Below are 20471 nucleotides of genomic sequence, written 5' to 3' on the forward strand. Positions count from 1 at the left end.
TTCCGTCGCCCTGGACGGGGGTGGCGGAAGGTGAGGAAGGCAAGCGAGTACGCCGAGTTGCAGCGCAGGTGTGCGGCGATCCTTCGCGATCTCGGAGTGCACCCGTCGCTGGCCCTGGACGCGATTCGTGAGCGGGTGGAGGAGCTGAGAGGGCGTCCGCTCGTCCTCAGGGAACTTCCTGAGCAGGTGGCGGTCGCCGGAGCCTGCGGTCTCTGGCTGGGTACGGACGATGCCGACTACGTCTTCTACGAGGCCCGCACCGCGCCCCTTCACCGAGAGCACATCATCCTGCACGAGATCGGCCATGTGCTGTGCGACCACCATCGAGGCGTGACCGGACACGGCGAGGAACTGACGGGCCGGCTTCTCACCGACCTGACACCCCACCTTGTCAAGCGATTGATGACACGCACGAGTTACACGACAGCCGAGGAGCAGGAAGCAGAGATGATCGCCAGCCTGATACAGAGCGCCGGCACGAGCAGGCGCGTGACCGGACCGCTCGGACGGATCAGCGCGTTCCTCGGAGTGACGGTCGATGTCGACAAGTGAGCTGGCGTCCCAGGTCGGGGTCGGCAGCGTCTTCGCCCTTTGGTTCGCGCTGGCCTGTCGGGCCCGGCCCGCCTTACGTCAGCCGCACCAACGGGGGCTGTGGCTCACCGTTCTGGCAGCCACCATCGCGATCACTCTCTTTCAGCCCAGGGTCGTCACGGGGCTCATGAACGTCGGCGTGGACCTTCACACGGTCACTCTGACCCGTAATCTGATCGGCGTCCTGAGCGCCGGACTGGTCCTCGTCTCAATGGTCGACATCCGCCGCGCTCGCCACTTTCGACGTTGCGTACCGCTCACCCTGGCGGTGGCCATCGGAACGCTACTGATTCTCGATCTGCTGCAGTTGAGTCGGCCGGGCGACGGGATCATGTCCGTACAAGGCCCGGCCGACCCGGCGGCCGCCTACTGGCTCACCCTGATCGGCGCACATCTGATCGGTGACGCTGTTGCCCTCGTAGTCTGCTGGGCGTTCAGTCTGCGTTCATCGGACCGCGACCTCGTCTGGTCGCTGCGGCTGTTCGCGGTCGGCAGCGTCTTCGCCATCGCCTTCTGGTCGGGTTACCTCTGGCTCCTGTACGACGGCACCGCCGCCATACTCCCCTACCTTTCACTGGTCATCGGCGTCCACGGCTTCATCCGGGCCGCGTCCCTGCTGGTCCCCATGGTGACTGCTGCCGTTCGGTCGTGGACCGCTCTGCGGGTCACCTGGCGTCTGTGGCCATTGTGGCGCGACCTCGTCGGAGCAGTGCCCCATGTGGCGCTCGCCAGCCCGCAGCGAACCCGGTTCCGGGAAGTGCTGCTGCCACGTTCACCGCTGGCGCTGCAGGCGCACCGGCAGACCATCGAGACGTACGACGCGCTGCTCGATCTCCACCAGTATGTCCAGCCCGGCGCCTACGAGGAGGCGCGTCGGCAAGCGCGGCGGACAGGGCTGCGGGACAACCGGCTCGCCGCTGCCGCACTCGCCGACGTACTCGACCAGGCCCGGCGCGCCAAGCTCGCGGGCGCCCCGCCGTCCGGCTCCGGCTCTTTACCTGGCGTGGTGCACGGCAGTCAGGAGACACTGCTCGGGATCGCCCGGATGTGGCCGTCCAAAGCGAACACGCCGCCCGTGCCCGACCGACTCGCACCGGCCCGGCGGCCCTGATCCGCCGTGAGCGCCGGGTCCCGACCCGGCCGCCGCGGGCGGGCGGCGGTGGTCAGTCGCAGACCTCGCTGCCGCGAGGCTCGACGTGGAAGTCGAAGGCCAGTGTCCCGGGGTCGAGGGCCGTCGCCCCGCCGTCGACCGTGAGGACGGCACCGTTCACGTACGACGCCGCCGGCGACAACAACCAAGCGACGGCCTCAGCGATCTCGCGCGGCTCACCCGGTCGCCCCAGTGGCAGCAGCCTGGTTACTTCCTCATAGGCGGCCCCGGCGCCGCCGTCCAGGTCCGCCTCCTCAGCGAAGCGCGTCATGCGACGGTCGGCCATCTCGCTGCGCACCCAGCTCGGGCACAGGATGTTGGCTCGTACTCCCTGACGTCCGTAGTCGACGGCGACCGATCGGCACAGCTGGAGCAGGGCCGCCTTGGACGTGGCATACGGAACGTTGCTCGTGCCGTTGCGCAGGGCGGAGACCGAAGCAACGGCGACCACCGCTCCGCTCGACTCCAGCAGGTGCGGGATCGCCGCGCGCAGCAGCAGCAGGGGGCCGGTGACATTGGTGCGCATCACCATCTCCCAGTCGTCCAGCGACAGGTCACCGACGGTACCGCCCCGGCCGATGCCCGCGTTGAGTACCACCCCGTCGATCCGTCCGTGGGCAGCGAGCGCGGCTCGAACGAGGCCGTCGGCCGCCTCCGGATCGCCGACGTCGGAACGATGCGCGAGCACGCCGATCTCCCGTTCGAGGTGCCGCAAGGGCTCGCTTCGCCGACCGGAGACGACCACCTGGTGCCCCCCTTCGCGGAGTAGCCGGGCGGTGGCCTCTCCAATGCCCGATCCCCCACCGGTCACGATGACAACTCGCTCGTCGACCACTGTTTTCCTGGCTCCTTCCGGATCGCGTGACAGTCTTGACACTAGGCCCCGGTGATTCTCCGCTGACGACTTCGAGCCAGGCCTGCCGCCCGGGCCCTCGTGGTCGGGCCACGGCGAGAGCCCGCCACGCCAGCACCTCGATGGCGGCGGTAGAGAAAACCCGCCCTCTCACTCTCCTGTCAGGTCTACTGCCTCGCCCTTGTCCCCCTGCTGCACTGGGTCTACCTGCTCCCGACCTCGACAAGGACTGACCGCCATGCCCCTATTCACCGATGTCCGCCTTCCCGTCGTCCAGTTGGTCAGGGTTTCCGTCAGCCACCACGAAGACACCGGGCACGGGCCCGCCCTCGACGAGGCCAGTGTGGGCTTCCCGGAGCGGATTCTGACCGCGGTCGTGGGGGCGTCCGGCGCGGGCAAGAGCACCCTTCTGCGGTGCGCCTCGGGGGTGGAGCGACCGAGTCGGGGCAAGGTCTTCCAGGGTTCGCGGGAACTGGACGCCATGAACGAGCGGGAACTCATGGAACTGCGCAGGCGCTACGTTTCGCACCAGCCCGCGCTGCCTCCAGCGCTCACGGCATACGAGTACGTGGACCGGGGGATGTGCCTCACCGACCGCACGGCTGGGCGGGCCAGCGTGCTGGAAGCGCTGCACCACGTGGGTTTGGAGAAGGAGGCCGACCGGAACCTCGCCGGTCTCTCCGCAGAGCAGCGGGTGCGGGTGGCCATAGCCAGGGCTCTGCCTGCCGGACCACGAGTCCTGTTCGTCGACGAACCGACGGACTCACTCGACGAAGCCGGTGCTCGGCGGATCACGGGCGTGCTGCGCGCCTTGGTGGAGAGGGCCGGACGCACCGTCGCGATGGCCACCCGTGACCCAGCGGTGGCCGCCTGCGCAGACCGTGCCATCCTCCTCGTCGGCGGCCGTGTCGTCGGCAAGCTCGACTGGCCGACGGCCGACGAAGTCACCGCCGAACTCATGCGTCGGCAGCCTTGACAAGAAGCCCCGTCTGACCTGTGCGGAGTCCGGTACCCAGGCGCGCACTTCGAGGCATCAGGCCCACGGTGGTGGGGAAAACCCGACCCCCAGGTGTCGACTTGGCTGTCATGACCTGGGGCAACACCCCCGATGCAATGGACGGGTGCTGAATCGAGGCGCTCAACCCCAAGCGTACTTAGGCAAGTTGTTCCCCGCAGGCTGGTTCGTGGCCGCCGTGTGGGCCGCCGTCTTCCCCTTCATCACAGCGCCCGAGTCGCACCGGCTGTGGGGAGCGTGCGCGTGCGTGGGATACCTCTGCGCGGCGGTGGCCGCGCTGTCGGCGCGTCCCTGTGGCCGGGCCGTCTCGGTCGGGTGCGCGTTCGGCGGTGCCGTCGTCGTGCCGCTCGTTCTGCTGTTCCTGACTGGCGCGGCGCAGAGCGAGGTCGGCGTGGTCGAGCGCTCCGGTCTGCTGACGCTGCATCAGGCAACGCCCTACCTGGCCGATCCCAGGTCGGTGGCTGAGGTCACCCCCTATCTGCCGGGGATGGCGGTGTTCGGCTTGCCGCGTGCGGTCCTCGGCGACAGTGGACCGCCGTCCGCGCTGCTGGGGGACGCCCGGCTCTGGTGTGCCGCGGCCTTCCTGGGCTGCCTGTGGGCGGCTTGCCGGGCAAGTCGGCTTCCGGTCGGCGGTCCGTCGGCGTCGGACGATGGCGGGCCGAGCCGCCTCGCCGTCGGCGCGTTCGTCGCCTCACCGGTCGTCGCTCTCCCGCTCTGTGTCAGTGGTGTGGACCTGCCGCTGACCGGGCTGCTGTTCCTGGGCCTGGTATACGCGGCACGCCACCGACCGGTGGCCGCCGGGCTGGCCCTCGCCGCCGCCTGCTCCCTCAAGTGGACGGCATGGCCGGCGATCGCGGTGGCCGTGTCGCTGCTCGCCCACCGGGGCGGCAGCCGGGAGGCCTTGCGCGGGGCGGCCGTTGCGGTGGGGGGAACCGTCCTGCTCGTGCTGCCAAGCGCGCTGCTGGCCCCCGGTCCCCTGGTGCAGCAGGTCTTCGCGTTCCCGACCGGGCGCGGGCCGTGGGAGACTCCGGCCGCCAGTCCGCTGCCGGGTCGGCTGCTCGCCGACCTCGGCCCCGCCGGCTGGTATACGGCGGTCGGGCTGCTCCTGGCGGGCGGGCTGGTGGTCGCCGCTTCCCTCCTGCTCCGGCCGCCGAGCGGGCTGGTGCCGGCAGCCGACCGGCTCGCCGTCGGCCTGTGCGTGGCGTTCCTCCTCGCGCCGGCCGGCCGCTTCGGGTACCTCGCCCTCCCCGCCGGCCTGGCCGTGCTCGCTCGGCTGTCGGCCGGCCCTCGTCGAGCGGAATCCCCGCGTGGCCGCGTCGTCCGGGGCGCACAGTTTCCGCGCCCACTCCCGGTTCCGGCGGCGTGGAGTGTGTGGAGTGCCCGGTGACAGCCCGTCGTACCGCGGCGGTGGCGGCAGTCCCGCGGTGGTGTGCCCACCGGTTTTCCTTCGTGGAGAACGAGGTGACAAGCCTGCGGCCGTTCGTGCCACCGGGCTCGGTGTGCGTGGACGCGGCACCTGCGAGGCACCGGTCACCAGGCTCACCACCGGAGACGCGGCCGCCGGGTCCCGTCGCCCGCGTCACGGACGACTCCCGCAACCACCTCTTCACCACCTGACACCCGACCACCCTCCGTCCGAAGGCAGCTTCCACCATGGGCACCACTTTGATCGTCACCAATGACTTTCCACCCCGCCAGGGTGGTATCGAGACCTTTGTTCATGCCATGGCGACCCGCCTCCCCGGACATGACGTGGTCGTTCACACGTCCAGCGAGCCCGGTGCCGCCGCGTTCGACACCACGCTGCCGTTCCCGGTCGTCCGGGACCCGGCCCGCACACTGTTGCCCACCCCGACGGTGACCCGGCGCACGCTGGAGATCGCCCGCCGACACGGCTGCGACCGTGTCTGGTTCGGGGCCGCCGCCCCGCTCGCGGCGATGGCCCCGGCGCTGCGGCGCGGCGGAATACGGCGGATCGTCGCCACGACGCACGGTCACGAGATCTGGTGGGCCCGCACCCCGGGCGCCCGTCGGGTGATGCGGCGCATCGGCGACCACGTGGACGCGGTCACCTACCTGGGCGAGTACACCCGTCGCCGCATCGCGCCGGCGCTGGGGCCGCGGGCCGAACTGGTGCGGCTGGTGCCGGGTGTGGACCCGGCGGTCTTTCTCCCCGAGCCGGACCGCGGCCGGCAGGTCAGGGAACGGCACGGACTCGCGGGCCGCAAGGTCGTTCTGTGCGTCTCCCGGCTGGTCCGGCGCAAGGGCCAGGACATGCTGATACGGGCGCTGCCGACCGTACGGCGGACCGTGCCGGAAGCCGTCCTGGTGATCGTGGGCGGTGGCCCCGACGAGGGGCGGTTGCGCAGGCTGGCGCGCCGGCACGCCGACGGCCACGTGATCTTCGCAGGCGGGTTGGACCACGCCGCAACGGCTTCCTACTACGCGGCGGCGGACGTCTTCGCCATGCCGTGTCGGACCCGGAAGGCCGGACTGGAGGCGGAGGGTTTGGGCATCGTGTTCCTGGAGGCGGCCGCCGGCGGCCTGCCCGTGATCGCAGGCGACTCGGGCGGCGCGACCGACGCGGTCGTTGACGGGGTTACGGGCGACATCGTGGACGGCACGGACGTGGGAGCCGTGGCCCAGGCCGTTTCGGCGCTGCTGCGCGCGCCGGAGCGGGCCGCCGCGATGGGCGGGGCCGGCCAGGACTGGGTGGCCTCCCACTGGTCCTGGGAAACGTCGGCCCGCCGACTGACGCGGCTGCTCGGCACTGACGCCGACCTCGCGTCGGTCGTGTCCGGCCGGGATGGTGGTAAGAGCTGACGGCCTTGCACAGGCGGTCCGGTCAGGTCCGCGGGGCCTCGCCGCGGAGGTGGGCGAGAACGGCGAGGACGCGCCGGTTGCCCTCGGCCGGATCGAGATCCAGCTTCATGAAGACGTTGCTGGAGTGCTTGACCACAGACGCCTCCGTGATCGTGAGCCGTTGGGCGATGGCCTGGTTGTTGAGTCCCTCCGCCATGAGCGACAGAACTTCCCGTTCACGGGGCGTCAGCCGCTGCAACGGCTCCTCGGCGGTCCGCTGCTGGAGCAGCACGCGGACCACCTCCGGATCGATCACGGTCTGCCCGTCGGCGACGCGGTCCAGAGCGTCGAGGAAGTCGGTGACCTCCCCCACCCGGTCCTTGAGCAGGTAGCCGAGGCCCCCCTCGGTCGGTGGACCCCCGCTGAACAACTGGGTCGCGTAGGCCGTGGCGACGTACTGGGACAGCACCAGGACCGGCAGGCCCGGGTGCCGGTCCCGCAGTTCGAGTGCCGCCTTCAGCCCCTCGTCACGGAAGCCGGGCGGCATCCGCACATCCGTGATGACCACGTCGGGGCGGTCGGCGTCCACGGCACGGGCCAGTTCCGCGGCGTCACCGGCCGAGGCGGTCACCTCATGTCCGACCCTGGACAGCAGCTCCACCAGGCCGGCACGCAACAGAACCGAGTCCTCGGCAAGCACTACGCGGAGCACGGCACCTCCATCCGCAGTTGTGTGGGTCCGCCGACGGGACTGGTCACGACGAGTCTCCCTTTCAACACGGCCACCCGGTCCGCCAGTCCTTGCAGCCCGGCACCGGCGACGGGGTCCGCTCCGCCATGGCCGTTGTCGGTGATGAGCAGCACGAGTCTGTCCTCTCGCAGGCGGCCCACGACAGTGACCCGGTCGGCGCCGCTGTGTTTGGAGGCGTTCGTCAGCGCCTCGGTGACGGTGAAGTACGCCGTCGTCTCGACGGCCGAGGGCAGCCGGTCCGGAAGGGCGACATCGACGGTCACCGGGATCGGGTTGCGCAGCGCCAGCTCGGAAACGGCCGCCGACAACCCGTGATCCGTCAGGACCTGGGGGTGGATGCCCCGCACCAGGGAGCGCAACTGCTCCAGGGCCTGGCGGGCCTCGCTGCGGGCGCGAGTGACGAGCGGTGCGGCGCCCGAGTCCTGGCCGCGCAGTTCCAGCTCGGCCAGCCCCAGGGTCATGCTGAGCGCCACGAGCTGCTGCTGGGCACCGTCGTGCAGGTCCCGCTCGATGCGCCTTCGCTCGGCCTCGAACGCGTCGATCAACCGGGCGCGGGAGCGGGTGAGTTCGATGACCCGGCTGTTCAAGTCCTCGTCCCGCGCGGACAGCAGAGCCTGCGCGAGCCACACTTGGGCGCCGGCGAGCAGTCCGCCCACGTATGCCGAGACGAGGAGCCCGAGCAGGCCGGCCGCGCTTCCGGGCAGGGCGGCGACGGGGTCGGAGATGGTCCGGCCGGGCATCAGCATCACGGTGTCTGGCGCAATCATCCACACGATGACCGGCGCCGCTGTCAGCAGGATCGACAGACCGAGAAGGGCGGTGAATCCGATCCCGGTGACGGTGAAGACGACCCCCAGGGCGAGGGTGTACCCGAGCTCCCGCCAGGTGGCCCGCTCACGGAGCCGGGTGCGTAACCAGGGCAGGGCGCCCGTGCCGGGCAGGGAACCGTGCGGGTCGAGGAGCGGTTCCGGCTCGACCAGTCGTAACCGGCGCCGTTCCAGGGCAGCGACGGGAATGCCCAGGACCGCGGTCCCCACGAGAATGACGAGTCCGACGCCCACCACGGACAGCCCGATCCCGACGAAGAGGAGGGCCGCCAGCAGGAGCAGCACACCGAAGCCCATGACGGTCCCGCTCAGCAGGAACGCCCAGCACCGCAGCGGCCAGGCGGAGAGGAGGAAACGCAGGGGGCGCCTCCGCACGGCCTCCCATACGGCGACGGTCATGGTTCGTGTCCCTCCCGGGCCCTTCCACGTGCGGGTACAACGCCACTCTAGACGCCCGGCGGCCCTCTCCGTCGGTAGGGAAAACCCGCCCTCCAGGACTCCTTGCAGGCCCACTGCCCCGGGCGGTTCGCTCTGCTGGACTGGGTACATGTCACTGCTCACCGACATCCAGCTCCCCGCTGTCCAACTGTCCGCCGTCTCCAAGGGCTACTCGGGGCCCGCCGGCCGCGTACCGGTCCTGCGCGAGGTCAGCCTGGGCATTCCGCACCGAGCGCTGACCGCCGTGATGGGACCGTCCGGGTCCGGCAAGACGACGTTGCTGAACTGCGCAGCAGGACTGGACAAACCCGACAGCGGCAAGGTCCTGCTCGGTGACACCGACCTCGCTGTCTGCACTGAGCGGGAGCTCACCGTGTTGCGTCGTGGCCGAATCGGCTTCGTGTTCCAGCAGTTCAACCTGCTGCCGATGCTGAACGCGTTTGAGAACGTGGCGCTGCCGCTGCGTCTGCGGCGGCGGTCGGTCAAGCGGGCCCGGGTCATGGAGGCGCTGCGCGAGGTGGGTCTGGCGGACAAGGCCGACCGGCGGCCTGCTCAGCTCTCCGGCGGACAGCAGCAGCGGGTGGCGATCGCCCGGACCCTGGTGGCCGAACCGGAGATCGTCTTTGCCGACGAGCCGACCGGCTCCCTGGACCGGAGCAGCGGCCGGCAGGTCATGGACCTGTTGCGCGCCGTGGTGGACCGGGCGGGGCGCACGGTGGTGATGGTGACTCACGATCCGGCGGTGGCAGCGTATGCGGACCGGGTGGTGTTCCTCTCGGATGGCCAGGTCGTCGGGCGGCTCGACCACCCGACTGCGGACGCTGTCGCCCGCCGACTGAGCGAGTGGGAGCGGTGATGTGGCGCATCTCACTCCTCTCAGTGCGGCACTACTGGGCCCTGTTCGTCGGTACGTTCGTGGCCCTGGCACTAGGCGTGGCACTCGTCGGGGTGTCGGCCTCGGCTCTGACGTCCACCTGGTCGGTACCGACGTCGCCGCAGACCGGGAACGCCTCGGTGACTCTGACCGACGGGACAGGCACGGCACACACCATGACCAGCGGTGACGTGGACATGGGTGGAGTACAGAGCGTGCTGGCGATGGCGGGCGTGGTGTCCGCGTTCGTCACGGTGTTCGTCGTCGCCGGCACCTGTGCCTTCGGAATCGCCCTGCGGCGCCGCGACATGGGGTTGCTGCGCCTGATCGGCACGGGCGGGGGACAAGTGCGCCGGATGGTGCTCGGCGAATCGCTGGCGGTGGCCGTGCCGGCCGTCCTCACGGGTTGCGCGGTCGCCGCCGTGGCTGCCCCAGTCGCCGTGGAGGCACTGAACGGCACAGGTCTCGCACCGGTCGATTTGCGCCCGGGACCATTGCTCGGACCGCTCCTGTTCGCTGCGGGCAGCGGACTGTCCATGGCCGTGTTCGGGACACTGGCCGCCTCTCGCCGCGCTGCCCGGGTACGCCCGTCGGAGGCCCTGCGCGAGGCGGACCTGGACGCCCGGACCATGACGGCGGGGCGCTGGGTGACGGGCTCACTGATGCTGGTGACCGGCGTGGTCATGGTGGCGCTGGCACCTGGCGCCGGGGCCGAGGCCGCAACTCCGCTGGCTCTGTTCGGCACGATGGCACTGGCCGTGGCCGCTACGCTGCTGGGGCCGGTGTATCTTCCGCTCCTTCTGCGGTTGGCCGCGCTGCCCCTGCGCTGGGCCGATCCGGTGGCCGGGCGGCTGGCCGCGGAGTCGGTGCGCACGTCGCGGCGCCGCACGGCGTCCCTGGTGGGGCCGGTTCTGGCGATCCTTTCCGTGGTCGGCGCCTTCACAACGGTGCTGTCCACCACCGGAGCTGCGACCGAGGCGGACGACCGGGCGCGTACGGTCGCGCAGCTTGTTGTGGAGCCTGTCCGGGGCGACGCTCTGAGCGCGGACGTCCTGACGGCACTGCGGGCCGACCCGAGGGTAGCTGCCGTCTCGGCGCCAGCAGAGCTGGAGGTGGCCGTGGCCGGACCACACTCGGTGTGGAAGGAACAGGCGGCGGTCGCGGACCCGGCAACCCTGGCCCGTACGCACCGGATCTCCGTGGTGGACGGATCGCTCGCCCCGCTACGACCGGGCACGGTTGCCGTGTCACGGGAATTCGCCGACTGGTACGGGCACCGCGCGGGCTCGAAGGTGACCTACGGGGTCTATGGCGGCCGGCCAGTTCAGGCCCGGGTCGCGGCGGTGCTGGACGGTGGCTCGGCGGTGCCACCGGTGCTCCTGCCGAGCGGGACTGGGGGCGCGTCGGCGGCCCCGTCGCGCGCTTCCGTGCTGCTCGACGGGAAGGCCGTGGACTCGCCCCGGACGGTGGCCGCCGAGCTGACCGCGCGGGTGGGTGCCGACCGAGTACGGGTGATGCCGTCCGCCGAGTGGTTCAACGAGGAAGCGACCGACCAGGACCGGCTCAACAAGCTGGTGCTAGGCGTGCTGACGGTGCCCTCGTCGCTGTACGCGCTGATTGCCGTTGCTGGCACGCTGATGATGTCGTACAGCAGGCGCGGGAGCGAGATCGCGGGCATGCGGATGCTCGGCGTCAGCGTGGCGCAGGTGCGCCGCATGGCACTGTGGGAGGCGCTGTCCACCTCCGTTCTGGGCGTACTGGTCGCGGCAGGTGTGGTCGCTGCAGGTGCTCGGGCCTACCAGGGAGCACTGACCGTGTTCGGAGCTGAGGTCCCTCTGAGCGTGGAATGGGGGATGCTGGCGACACTCACGGCGGCGTGCGTACTGGTGGGCGTGGGGGTGAGTCTGGCCGCGACGGGACGTTTGCTGCGGCAAGCCGGCGTGAAGATGGTCGCTTCCCGTCAGTAGCGGTGGCGCACCGTGGCCACGGGGTCTTCGGCGTAGCGTCGCCCACCGTCCCCCCTATGCTGAAGCCCCCTACACAACATCCATGGCCTCACCCCTGGGCGGCTGTTCGCACGACGGCCGGTCGGCACAATCCTAGTAAGCAGGAGTTTCCATGCGCGTCGTGATCGCCGAGGATTCCGCGCTCCTGCGAGCCGGCATGGCCAGGCTTCTGACGGACGAGGGGATCGAGGTGATCGCTTCGCTGAGAGACGCCACCGAAGTACTTGAAGTCGTCCGGACCAGCCGACCACATGTGGTCATCATGGATGTCCGCATGCCTCCCACCTTCACCGACGAGGGCATACGCGCCGCTCTGGACATTCAGAAACTCGGCGCCGACACGTCGGTCCTGCTGCTGTCGCAGTACGTGGAGCCGACGTACGCCGAGGAGCTGGTCCGGAACGCCCCGGCGGGAACCGGCTACTTGCTGAAGCAGCGGGTCGGCGACTTCGAGGAGTTTCTGTCCGCCGTCCACCGGGTCCGGCGCGGAGAAACCGTTCTGGATTCCGACATCTTCAAGCAGTTCGTCGGCAGCCCACGTGAGAAGCGCGCCACCGAGGTGTTGACGCAACGTGAACGCCAAGTGCTCGAGCTCATGGCGACCGGGCTGACCAACGGCGGAATCGTGAACCGGCTCGGCATCTCGGAACGAGCGGTGGAAAAGCACGTCACATCGATTCTCGGAAAATTGCGGATTCCCAACTCAGGGGAGAATCACCGCCGGGTGCTGGCGGTACTGGAGTACCTGCGGGGTCTACGAGGCTCAAGGACTGAGTCGGCTCACGCACCGTGGTCCCTAGCCCCGTGACATTTCCGACTCCTCACCGTGTGGCCGCCGGCCTGATCTACCTCTCCGTAGGCAGTCTGGTCGGCCTGCTGCTCGTGCCTCTCCTGGCGGCCTCTCTGGCGCTGCGCGCCGCCTCGTGGCTCCTGCTCGTCGGCCTGCCTACCGTGATCCTCGCCTTCATACGGGGTGCAGCAGCGATCTTCTGGTGGTTCCGGGCTGCGCTGATGCGACGGCCGCCGAGTACCGGCCGGGCTGAGGGCGGGGTGTTCCGGCAGGTGACGAAACGGATCGCTGCCCTGCGTGAGGGCATGTCGTTTGGCCTGCCGATGCTGCGCGCCGTCGCCGACCTGGAGCGCTTGCTCGCCCACTCGGTCACTTGCGACCCGGGCGACTCCTCGCACCGGTTCACCGAGGCCGACCGGGAGGCGGAGCGGAAGCACTGGCCCGCAGAGGCCAGATGGGGCGACATCGGCTACCTCGGGCTCCTGCTGCTCGGCACGATCTGGCTGCTGCCGCTGGCGGCCCTGGCCCTCCCCGTGATCACGTTCACCGTGGCTCTGCCCATCGGGCCACCCGAGCAACTAGCGCTCGGTCCAGGCAACACGCTCCTGGTCGTCGGCGCCTTCAGGCGCGCGGCAGTCGCCGTCGCATCCGTGCTGCTCTTCTCCGTGCTGCTGGGCCTGCTCTTCTGGATGGGCAAGCTCCGAGCCCGCATGGTACGGCGCGTCCTCAGCCGGATCGACGAGGCTGAGGCGCAGCTGAGAAGGCAGGCAGCGGAGCGCCAGCGCATCGCGGCGCTCCGGGTGAACGACGCCGATTACCGTCGCCTGGAAAGGGATTTGCACGACGGGGCACAAACCAGACTCGCGGTTCTCCTCATGCGCCTCTCCCACGCGAAACACCGCCGGAGCGCCGACGCCGAGTACCTTTCGAATCTCCTCGACGAGGCGCACCAGGAAATCAGCAGTGCCCTCGATGAGATCCGGGACTTGGTCCGCGGAATCCAGCCTCCCATTCTGAGTGACCGAGGCCTCGACGCGGCGGTCACGGCACTGACGGAACGTTTCCACGTGCCTGTGGACGTCCGCAGCACTCTGAGTCGGCGCCCGGATGTGAGTGTGGAGTCGACGGCGTACTACATCGTTGCCGAATGTCTGGCGAACGCGGTCAAGCACGCCTCCGCCACGCGCATTCAAGTAAGCCTGGAGGAACGCGACAACCATCTGGTTGTCCGCGTGACGGACAACGGCAGGGGCGGTGCGGCGCCGGCGGGCAGATCGGGTCTGCGCGGACTGGAGGACCGCGCCGCCGCTCTCAACGGGCGGTTGCACCTGAGTAGTCCATCCGGTGGTCCGACGACGGTGACCGCCACGCTCCCTTGGTCAACGCGAACCGTCTGACCTGCACCTTTTCTTTAAATTGAAAAACCTTGCCCTTCCCTCAACTCGCGATGGACGATGTCGAGGTACGGCTACCCGCACCCACAAGGTACGGGTAGCCGTACCACTGACACCTATCAAGGGGGAGATGTGGAAGCGACTCTCGCGGCGGACCTACTGCATGGGCTCGCGCACGATCACTCGGTTCCCGGCGCCCAGCTGACCCTCCACCAGTCCGGGGAAAGCCTGTCGGTGACCACGGGTGTGACACGCGTCGGCACGCTCCGGACGGTGACCGCGGACACCGCCTTCGCCTTGGGTTCGGTGACCAAGGCGTTCACGGCCACCGTCATCACCCAACTCGTGGCCCGCGGCGATCTCGAATGGGACGAACCCGTCGCCGAATACCTGGCGGAGTTCGACGGGGCAGTGGACGAGAAGATGTCCGCCATCACCCTGAGGCACCTGCTCGCTCACACCGCCGGACTGATCGCCGACCATGAACTGGACGACGCCCGGGAGTCTTCCCTGGCGCGTTACACGGCGAACGTCGCTACTACCTCGGCCCTCGATGAACCCGGTCGCCGCTTCTCCTATTCGAATTCCGGATACAACATTGTCGGACGCGTCATCGAGACGGCCTGTGACATGAAATGGCAGGCGGTCGTCGAGAATTCTCTCTTGCGACCGCTCGGTATCGACCCGGTGTTCCTGAACGGCGGGTCCGCCGAAGGTCTGCGCACGCTCGCCGACGGTCACGCCGTGCGGCCGGGCCGCGAGCGCACCGCACACCCCGTCGGCCAGTATGTGCCGGCCGGTTGGGCCCCGGCGAGCGGCCTGGCCGGCAGCGCCGACGACCTGGTCGTACTCGCCGCCCTGCACCTGGGCACCCACCCTGACGCCGACACCCTGCTCCCCGCCGCAGACCGTGCCGAGATGGCGGCCCTCGATCCCTACGCCGACGCCTTCGGCATGGCCGACGGATGGGGGCTCGGCCTCGCCCACTACGCCTCACCCGACGGCCCCTGGCTCGGACACGACGGAACAGCCGACGGCGGCACCGCCCACCTGCGGTTCCACCCGCGCACCGGCACGGCCGTCGCGCTGACCACCAACGCGACCACCGGCTCCCTGCTGTGGGCCGACCTCGTCGACACGCTGAGGGAGCACGGCATACCTGTAGGCGACCACCGGCCCACGGTCTCCGCGACGCCGGTAGTGACGACGGGTTTCGACCGCTTCACCGGCGACTACGGCAATGGCGACACACGCTTCGCCATCCGTACCCGCCCCGACGGCACCGCCTTGTACCTGACGGACACCACCGGCCTCACCGCCGACCTCACGCTGCACGGCGACCTGATCTTCATCGCACGGCGCACGGACACCGACACCGCCCCGTACACCGGCCGATTCGTCATCGGGCCCGCCACCGGCGACGTGGTCCTTATGCAACTCGGCGGCCGCTCCGCTCGGCGGACCCTGATCGTGTAGCCCCTCTCCCGCCACGGTCGACCGGCCATCCGCCATCGCGCCCCGGCCGATACCGCACCCTCTTCGCTCCGCCTTTCCGACTTCTCCGGCTTCCGCACCCTGCTCCGGCCCGCCCGCGCCCGGAAGCCGTCCCGTTCCTGGAGGTACCAACGTGGCTCGCGCCGACGCGCCGGTAAACCGGGCAGTGCCCGACCAGATCGAGTTCTGGCGGGACCGACTGGACGGCGTACCACCTCTGGAGCTACCGACCGACCGGTCACGACCCGTCGTCCGGCCGGCCGGCACCGCGGTCCATACCCGGGAGCTGCCCGACCCCGCCGTCCGTGCGCTGACGGAGCTGGCCCAGCGCCATGCCACCAGCCGCACCGCGGTTCTCGCCGCAGCCGTCACCGCCCTGCTCACCCGCTACTCCGGGCAGGAGGACATAGCCCTCGGCACCGTCTCCCCGCGCACCGGGCACCCGGTCGTCCTGCGCACCGGCGTCGACGCCGCGGCGCCGTTCGAGGCGTTACTGCGCGACACGGCCCGCGCTCTGACGGACGCCCTCGCCCACGACGGCATGCCCTTCGCGGATCTCGTGGAGGCCCTGGCCCCCGCACCGGACACGAGCATCACGCCATACATCCAGGCCATGGTCGCCGACATCGACGAACTATCGGACGAGCAGCGGGACTTCGATCCGTTGGACCTGTCCACCGAGGTCACCACCACCGGGCGGCGCCTGCGCGTCCGGTACAGCACCGCCCTGTTCGACGACCCCACGGCCGCCCGCTTGGCGGGCCACCTGACGGTCCTGCTGGCCGGCGCCGCCGAGAGCCCGGGATCGCCCCTCACCACGATGCCGTTACTCACCGACAGCGAGTTCGAGCAGGTCGTGCGCGGCTGGAACGACACCGCGCGCGAGGTGTCCGGCGACACCTTCCCCGAGCTGTACGCCGCTCAGGTCGCCGCCCGTCCCGAGGCCATCGCCGTCATCGACGAACACGGCTCGGCCACGTACCGAGAACTGGACGAGCGCGCCAACCGGATCGCCCACCACCTGATCGCGCTCGGCACCGGACGCGACCAGTTGGTCGGCCTCTGCGTCGAACGGGGCACCGCGATGGCCGCCGGCCTGCTCGGCATCATGAAGGCCGGCGCCGCCTACCTGCCGCTCGACCCGTCCTATCCGGCCGACCGGATCGCGTACATGCTCCAGGACTCCGGAGCCCGCCTCGTCGTCACCCAGCGGGAGCTGTGCGACCGGCTGCCGGACACGGGGGCCACGCTGATCGACCTCACCGACGACCGGGCCGCCCTCGACGCCCACCTGGCCACCCCGCCTGACGTGGTGCTCGCGCCGGAGGACCTCGCGTACGCCATCTACACCTCCGGCTCCACCGGCCGCCCGAAGGGTGTCCTCGTCTCCCACAGCGGCATCGGCAACCTGGCGGCCGTGCAGGCCGAGGCATTCGACGTGACCCCCGGCAGCCGCGTGCTGCAGTTCGCCTCCGCCAGCTTCGACGCGGCGTTCTGGGAGGTGTGCATGGGGCTCCTGACCGGCGCCACGCTGGTGATGGGGACAAAAGAGACCCTCGCCCCCGGCGAGCCACTCGCCGGCTACACCGCCGAACACGGCGTCACTCACGCCACCCTCACGCCTGCCACCGTCGCTGTCCTCCCCGACGGGCGCGGTCTGCCCGATGGTGCCACACTCGTCGTTGCCGGTGAGGCCAGCACAGCTGACCTGGTCGCCCGCTGGTCCCGCGGTCGGCGCATGATCAACGCCTATGGCCCGACCGAGACGACCGTCTGCGCCACCATGAGCTCCCCGCTCAACGGCGCGACCGTCCCGCCGATCGGCAAGCCCATCGCCAACTTCCGCGTGTACGTCCTCGACGACGCGCTGCGCCCGGTCCCCGCCGGGGTGCGCGGCGAGCTGTACATAGCCGGCGTCGGTCTCGCCCGCGGCTACCACAAGCGTCCCAGCCTCACCGCCGAACGCTTCGTCGCCAACCCGTTCGGCGAGCCCGGAGAGCGCATGTACCGCTCCGGCGACGTGGCGCGCTGGAGCACCGACGGGACACTGGAGTACCTGGGCCGTGCCGACGACCAGGTGAAGGTGCGCGGTTTCCGCGTCGAACTCGGTGAGATCGAGAGCACCCTCGCGCTCCATCCCCACGTGGCCCAGGCCGTGGTTCTCACCCACAACACCAACCTGCTGGCGTATGTGTCACCGTCCGGCGCGCGCCGCCCCTCTCCCGAGGAGCTGCGTACCCACCTCGCCGAGGGCCTGCCCGGTCACATGGTCCCGTCCGCGATCGTGGTGCTCGACACGCTCCCCCTCACTCCGAACGGCAAGGTCGACCGCAAGGCACTGCCCGACCCGGCGACCGTCCATGAGCGGGCCGGCTCCGGCCGGGCCGCACCGCGTAGCGCCGTCGAGGAGACCCTCGCCGGTGTGTGGTCCGAGGTCCTCGGCATCGAGGACCTCGGCGTCCACGACGACTTCTTCGAGCTGGGCGGCAACTCGATCCTGTCCGTCCGCGCCGTTTCCCGGATGCGCGCCGCGCTCGGCATGACCCTGCCGCCGCGCATCCTCTTCGACAAGCCGACGATCGCGGCACTTGCCGGCCACCTCGCCCCGGACGAGACCGCCGAGGACCCGACGATCCCTGTCGTCCCGCGCGACGGCGTCCTGCCCATGTCGTACGGTCAGCAGCGTCTGTGGTTCCTGGAGGACTTCGACCCCGGCAGCGCCGAGTATCACACCGCGACCGGCCTGCGCCTCACTGGCGCCCTCGACGCCGCAGCGCTGCGCGCCGCCGTCGAGGACCTGACGGATCGCCATGAGTCGCTGCGCACGACGTTCGGCGTCGTCGGCGGACGCGGTGTCCAGGTGATCCACTCTCGGCTCGTTCCCGAGTGGCGCACCGAGGACCTGAGCGGCCTCGCGGAGGGGCCACGCGAGGAGCGGTTGCGGGAACTCTTGCGCGCCGGGACGAACCGCCCGTACGACCTGACGGGCGGGCCGCTGGTCCGCGTGCTGCTGGTGCGTCTCGCGGACGACGAGCACGTGTGCCTCCTCGCTATGCACCACATCGTCACCGACGGCTGGTCCATGGGCATCGTCACCCGCGAACTGGGCGAGCTGTACGCGGCCCGCGCCGAGGGGCGCGCGGCCGACCTGCCGGAAGTCGGCGTTCATTACCCCGACTTCGCCGCCTGGCAGCGCGGTCGCCTGGAGGAGGGCGGGCTGCTCGACCGGCAGCTCGACTGGTGGCGCGAGCGCCTCGACGGCATCGCCCCGCTGGAGCTGCCCACGGACCGGCCGCGGCCCGGCGTGCGCTCCTCGGCCGGCGCCACCTACACCTTCCCCGTCCCCGCTGGCACCACTACCGCCCTCAGGGACCTCGCGCAGCGGCACGGCGCGACCCTCTTCATGGCGCTGACCGCCGCGGTGAAGACCGTCTTCGCCCGCTGGTCGGGCCAGGAGGACATCGCCGTCGGAACCGCCTCCTCCGGCCGCGACCACCGTGACCTGGAAGACCTCGTCGGCTTCTTGGTCAACACGGTCGTGCTGCGTTCCCACGTCGATCCCGACATGTCGTACGCGCGGCTGCTGACGCGGCTCAAGGAAACCGTGCTGGATGCCTTCGCCCACCAGGACGTACCCTTCGAGCGCTTGGTGGACGCCGTCGGCGCAGCGCGCGACACGAGCCGCACGCCGCTCGTGCAGGCCATGGTCGTCCTGCAGAACGCGCCGGCCGAGCCCGTGCGGCTGCCCGGCGTGCGCGCCGTGGACCAACCGGTGCCGCGGGACGCCGCGCCGTTCGACCTGACGGTCGAGTTCTTCGAGACCGAGGATGGCCTGACCGCGCGGGTGGGTTACAGCACCGCGCTATTCGACGAGGCGACCGTTGCCCGCTTGGCCGGGCACCTGACGACCGTGTTGTCCGCCGCCGCGGCCGAACCCGACCGGCCCCTCGCCACCTTGCCGATGCTGACGGAGGACGAGTACGCGCAGGTCGTCACCGGCTGGAACGGCTTCGTGCGCCCCGCCCCCACCGGCACGTTTCCCGAATTGGTCGGGGAGACCGCGCGACGGTGCCCGGACGCGCCCGCCGTGGAGGACGAGCACACCGTCCTCGGCTACCGGGAGCTTGAGGAGCGAGCCAACCGGCTCGCCCACCACCTCGTGTCCCTGGGGGCCGGCCCGGGCACCTTCGTCGGCCTGTGCGTCGAGCGCGGCGTGGAGATGGTCGTGGGTCTCCTCGGCATCATGAAGTCCGGCGCCGCCTACCTGCCGCTCGACCCCGGCTACCCGGCCGACCGACTCGCGTTCATGCTCCGGGACTCCGGAGCGGGCCTCGTGGTCACCCGGACCGAGCTGCTGGGGGGGTTGCCGGACACCGGTGCCGTGATCGTGGACCTGGCCCGGGACGGCGACGCGCTCGGCACGCTGCCCGCTACCGCGCCCGAGCCCGGCCCGCGTGCCGACGACCTGGCGTACGTCATTTACACGTCCGGCTCCACCGGTACCCCCAAGGGCGTCCTCGTCCCGCACCGCGGCATCGGCAACCTCGCCGCCGCCGAGATCGAGCGACTGGCCGTGGACAAGGACAGTCGGGTCCTGCAGTTCGCCTCTTCATCCTTCGACGGCGCGGTCATGGAGGTGCTGATGGCCCTCCCCGCGGGCGCCACCCTCGTCCTGCCCCCGCACGGCCCGCTCGTCGGCGAGGCACTGCAGACGTTCCTGCGGGAGCGCCGCATCACCCACGCGCTGCTGGCACCCTCGGCCGTCGCCACCCTGACCCCGAAGGGGCTCGACGGCCTGCGCACCCTCGTCGTCGGTGGCGAGGCCAGCACCGGGGACCTGGTGACCCGCTGGTCGGTCGGACGGCGGATGGTCAACGCGTACGGGCCGACCGAGTCGACGGTGGTCGCGACCATGAGCGCGCCGCTGACCAGCGGGGCCGTGCCGCCGATCGGAACCCCGCTGCCCAACACCCGCGTACATCTGCTCGACGCGGCCCTCCAGCCGCTGCCCGTCGGGGTGCCCGGCGAGCTGTACATCGCCGGCCCGCACCTGGCACGCGGCTATCACGGCCGACCGGGACTGACCGCGGAGCGGTTCACGGCAGACCCGTACGGCGAGCCGGGCGACCGAATGTACCGCTCGGGCGACATGGCCCGGTGGCGGGCGGACGGCAGCCTGGAGTACCTGGGCCGCTCTGACGACCAGGTCAAGCTGCGCGGCTTCCGCATCGAGCTGGGCGAGATCGAGACGGCCCTGGGGCGCCACCCGGACGTGCGGGACGCGGTGGTCCTCGTCCACCACGACGAGACCGGCCGGGGGCGCCTGGTCGCCTACCTGGTGGCGGACCGGGATCTGTCCACCGGTGAGCTGCGTTCGCACCTGGCCGGTTCGCTGCCGGACTACATGGTGCCCGCGCTGTACGTACCGCTGGAACGGCTGCCCCTCACCCCCAGCGGCAAGGTCGACCGCCGCTCCTTGCCCGCCC

At 70.6% G+C, this 20471-nt stretch carries 14 protein-coding genes; 11 read left to right on the forward strand and 3 right to left on the reverse strand.

Features of this window, described 5'->3' with window-relative positions:
- Nucleotides 1-30: 30 nt before the first annotated feature.
- Together ACIQPQ_RS21120 and ACIQPQ_RS21125 are read left to right on the forward strand one after the other, a co-directional pair.
- Nucleotides 31-552 (forward strand): regulator component, encoded by a 522-nt coding sequence (locus tag ACIQPQ_RS21120; protein ID WP_401305854.1) that lies wholly within the window; start codon nt 31-33, stop codon nt 550-552.
- Nucleotides 539-1702, forward strand: a complete 1164-nt coding sequence (locus ACIQPQ_RS21125; protein ID WP_401305856.1) for an MAB_1171c family putative transporter — start codon at nt 539-541, stop codon at nt 1700-1702. The genes ACIQPQ_RS21120 and ACIQPQ_RS21125 overlap by 14 nt, the downstream gene beginning before the upstream one ends.
- Nucleotides 1703-1754: 52 nt before the next feature.
- Here the strand turns inward: ACIQPQ_RS21125 and ACIQPQ_RS21130 are convergent, their stop codons facing one another.
- A complete protein-coding gene (locus ACIQPQ_RS21130; protein ID WP_401305858.1) occupies nt 1755-2576 on the reverse strand; it encodes an SDR family NAD(P)-dependent oxidoreductase in 822 nt (273 codons plus the stop codon).
- Between the two features lie 256 nt (nt 2577-2832).
- On the opposite strand from ACIQPQ_RS21130, the gene ACIQPQ_RS21135 reads away from it, so the two are divergent.
- From ACIQPQ_RS21135 to ACIQPQ_RS21145, 3 genes are all read left to right on the forward strand, one after another.
- A complete protein-coding gene (locus tag ACIQPQ_RS21135) occupies nt 2833-3570 on the forward strand; it encodes an ABC transporter ATP-binding protein (RefSeq protein ID WP_401305860.1) in 738 nt (245 codons plus the stop codon).
- A gap of 187 nt (nt 3571-3757) precedes the next feature.
- Nucleotides 3758-4996, forward strand: coding sequence for a glycosyltransferase 87 family protein (locus tag ACIQPQ_RS21140; RefSeq protein WP_401305862.1), 1239 nt, complete (start codon nt 3758-3760; stop codon nt 4994-4996).
- Nucleotides 4997-5262: 266 nt separating this feature from the next.
- Nucleotides 5263-6432, forward strand: a complete 1170-nt coding sequence (locus ACIQPQ_RS21145) for a glycosyltransferase family 4 protein (protein WP_401305864.1) — start codon at nt 5263-5265, stop codon at nt 6430-6432.
- Nucleotides 6433-6454: 22 nt separating this feature from the next.
- On the opposite strand, the gene ACIQPQ_RS21150 is transcribed toward ACIQPQ_RS21145, so the two are convergent.
- Together ACIQPQ_RS21150 and ACIQPQ_RS21155 are read right to left on the reverse strand one after the other, a co-directional pair.
- Nucleotides 6455-7123: a response regulator gene (locus ACIQPQ_RS21150; RefSeq protein ID WP_401305866.1), complete on the reverse strand. Its 669-nt coding sequence runs from the start codon at nt 7121-7123 to the stop codon at nt 6455-6457.
- Entirely contained in the window at nt 7111-8388 is a 1278-nt protein-coding gene (locus ACIQPQ_RS21155; protein WP_401305868.1) for a sensor histidine kinase, read from the reverse strand. Before ACIQPQ_RS21155 ends, ACIQPQ_RS21150 begins: the two co-directional genes overlap by 13 nt.
- 148 nt (nt 8389-8536) lie before the next feature.
- On the opposite strand from ACIQPQ_RS21155, the gene ACIQPQ_RS21160 reads away from it, so the two are divergent.
- The 6 genes from ACIQPQ_RS21160 to ACIQPQ_RS21185 form a co-directional block, all read left to right on the forward strand.
- On the forward strand, nt 8537-9283 hold the full coding sequence (locus ACIQPQ_RS21160) for an ABC transporter ATP-binding protein (RefSeq protein ID WP_401305870.1): 747 nt from the start codon (nt 8537-8539) through the stop codon (nt 9281-9283).
- Nucleotides 9284-9306: 23 nt separating this feature from the next.
- Entirely contained in the window at nt 9307-11268 is a 1962-nt protein-coding gene (locus tag ACIQPQ_RS21165; protein ID WP_401305872.1) for an FtsX-like permease family protein, read from the forward strand.
- 151 nt (nt 11269-11419) lie between these two features.
- The gene (locus ACIQPQ_RS21170; protein ID WP_401305874.1) at nt 11420-12115 is read left to right on the forward strand and encodes a response regulator; all 696 of its coding nucleotides are present in this window, start codon (nt 11420-11422) and stop codon (nt 12113-12115) included.
- Nucleotides 12116-12135: 20 nt separating this feature from the next.
- Entirely contained in the window at nt 12136-13494 is a 1359-nt protein-coding gene (locus ACIQPQ_RS21175) for a sensor histidine kinase (RefSeq protein WP_401305876.1), read from the forward strand.
- Nucleotides 13495-13551: 57 nt separating this feature from the next.
- Entirely contained in the window at nt 13552-14967 is a 1416-nt protein-coding gene (locus tag ACIQPQ_RS21180; RefSeq protein WP_401305878.1) for a serine hydrolase domain-containing protein, read from the forward strand.
- Nucleotides 14968-15151: 184 nt separating this feature from the next.
- The coding region (locus ACIQPQ_RS21185) for an amino acid adenylation domain-containing protein (RefSeq protein WP_401305880.1) at nt 15152-20471 on the forward strand (5320 nt) is incomplete at its 3' end.

The sequence above is a fragment of the Streptomyces sp. NPDC091281 genome, from assembly GCF_044757425.1.
GTDB lineage: Bacteria > Actinomycetota > Actinomycetes > Streptomycetales > Streptomycetaceae > Streptomyces.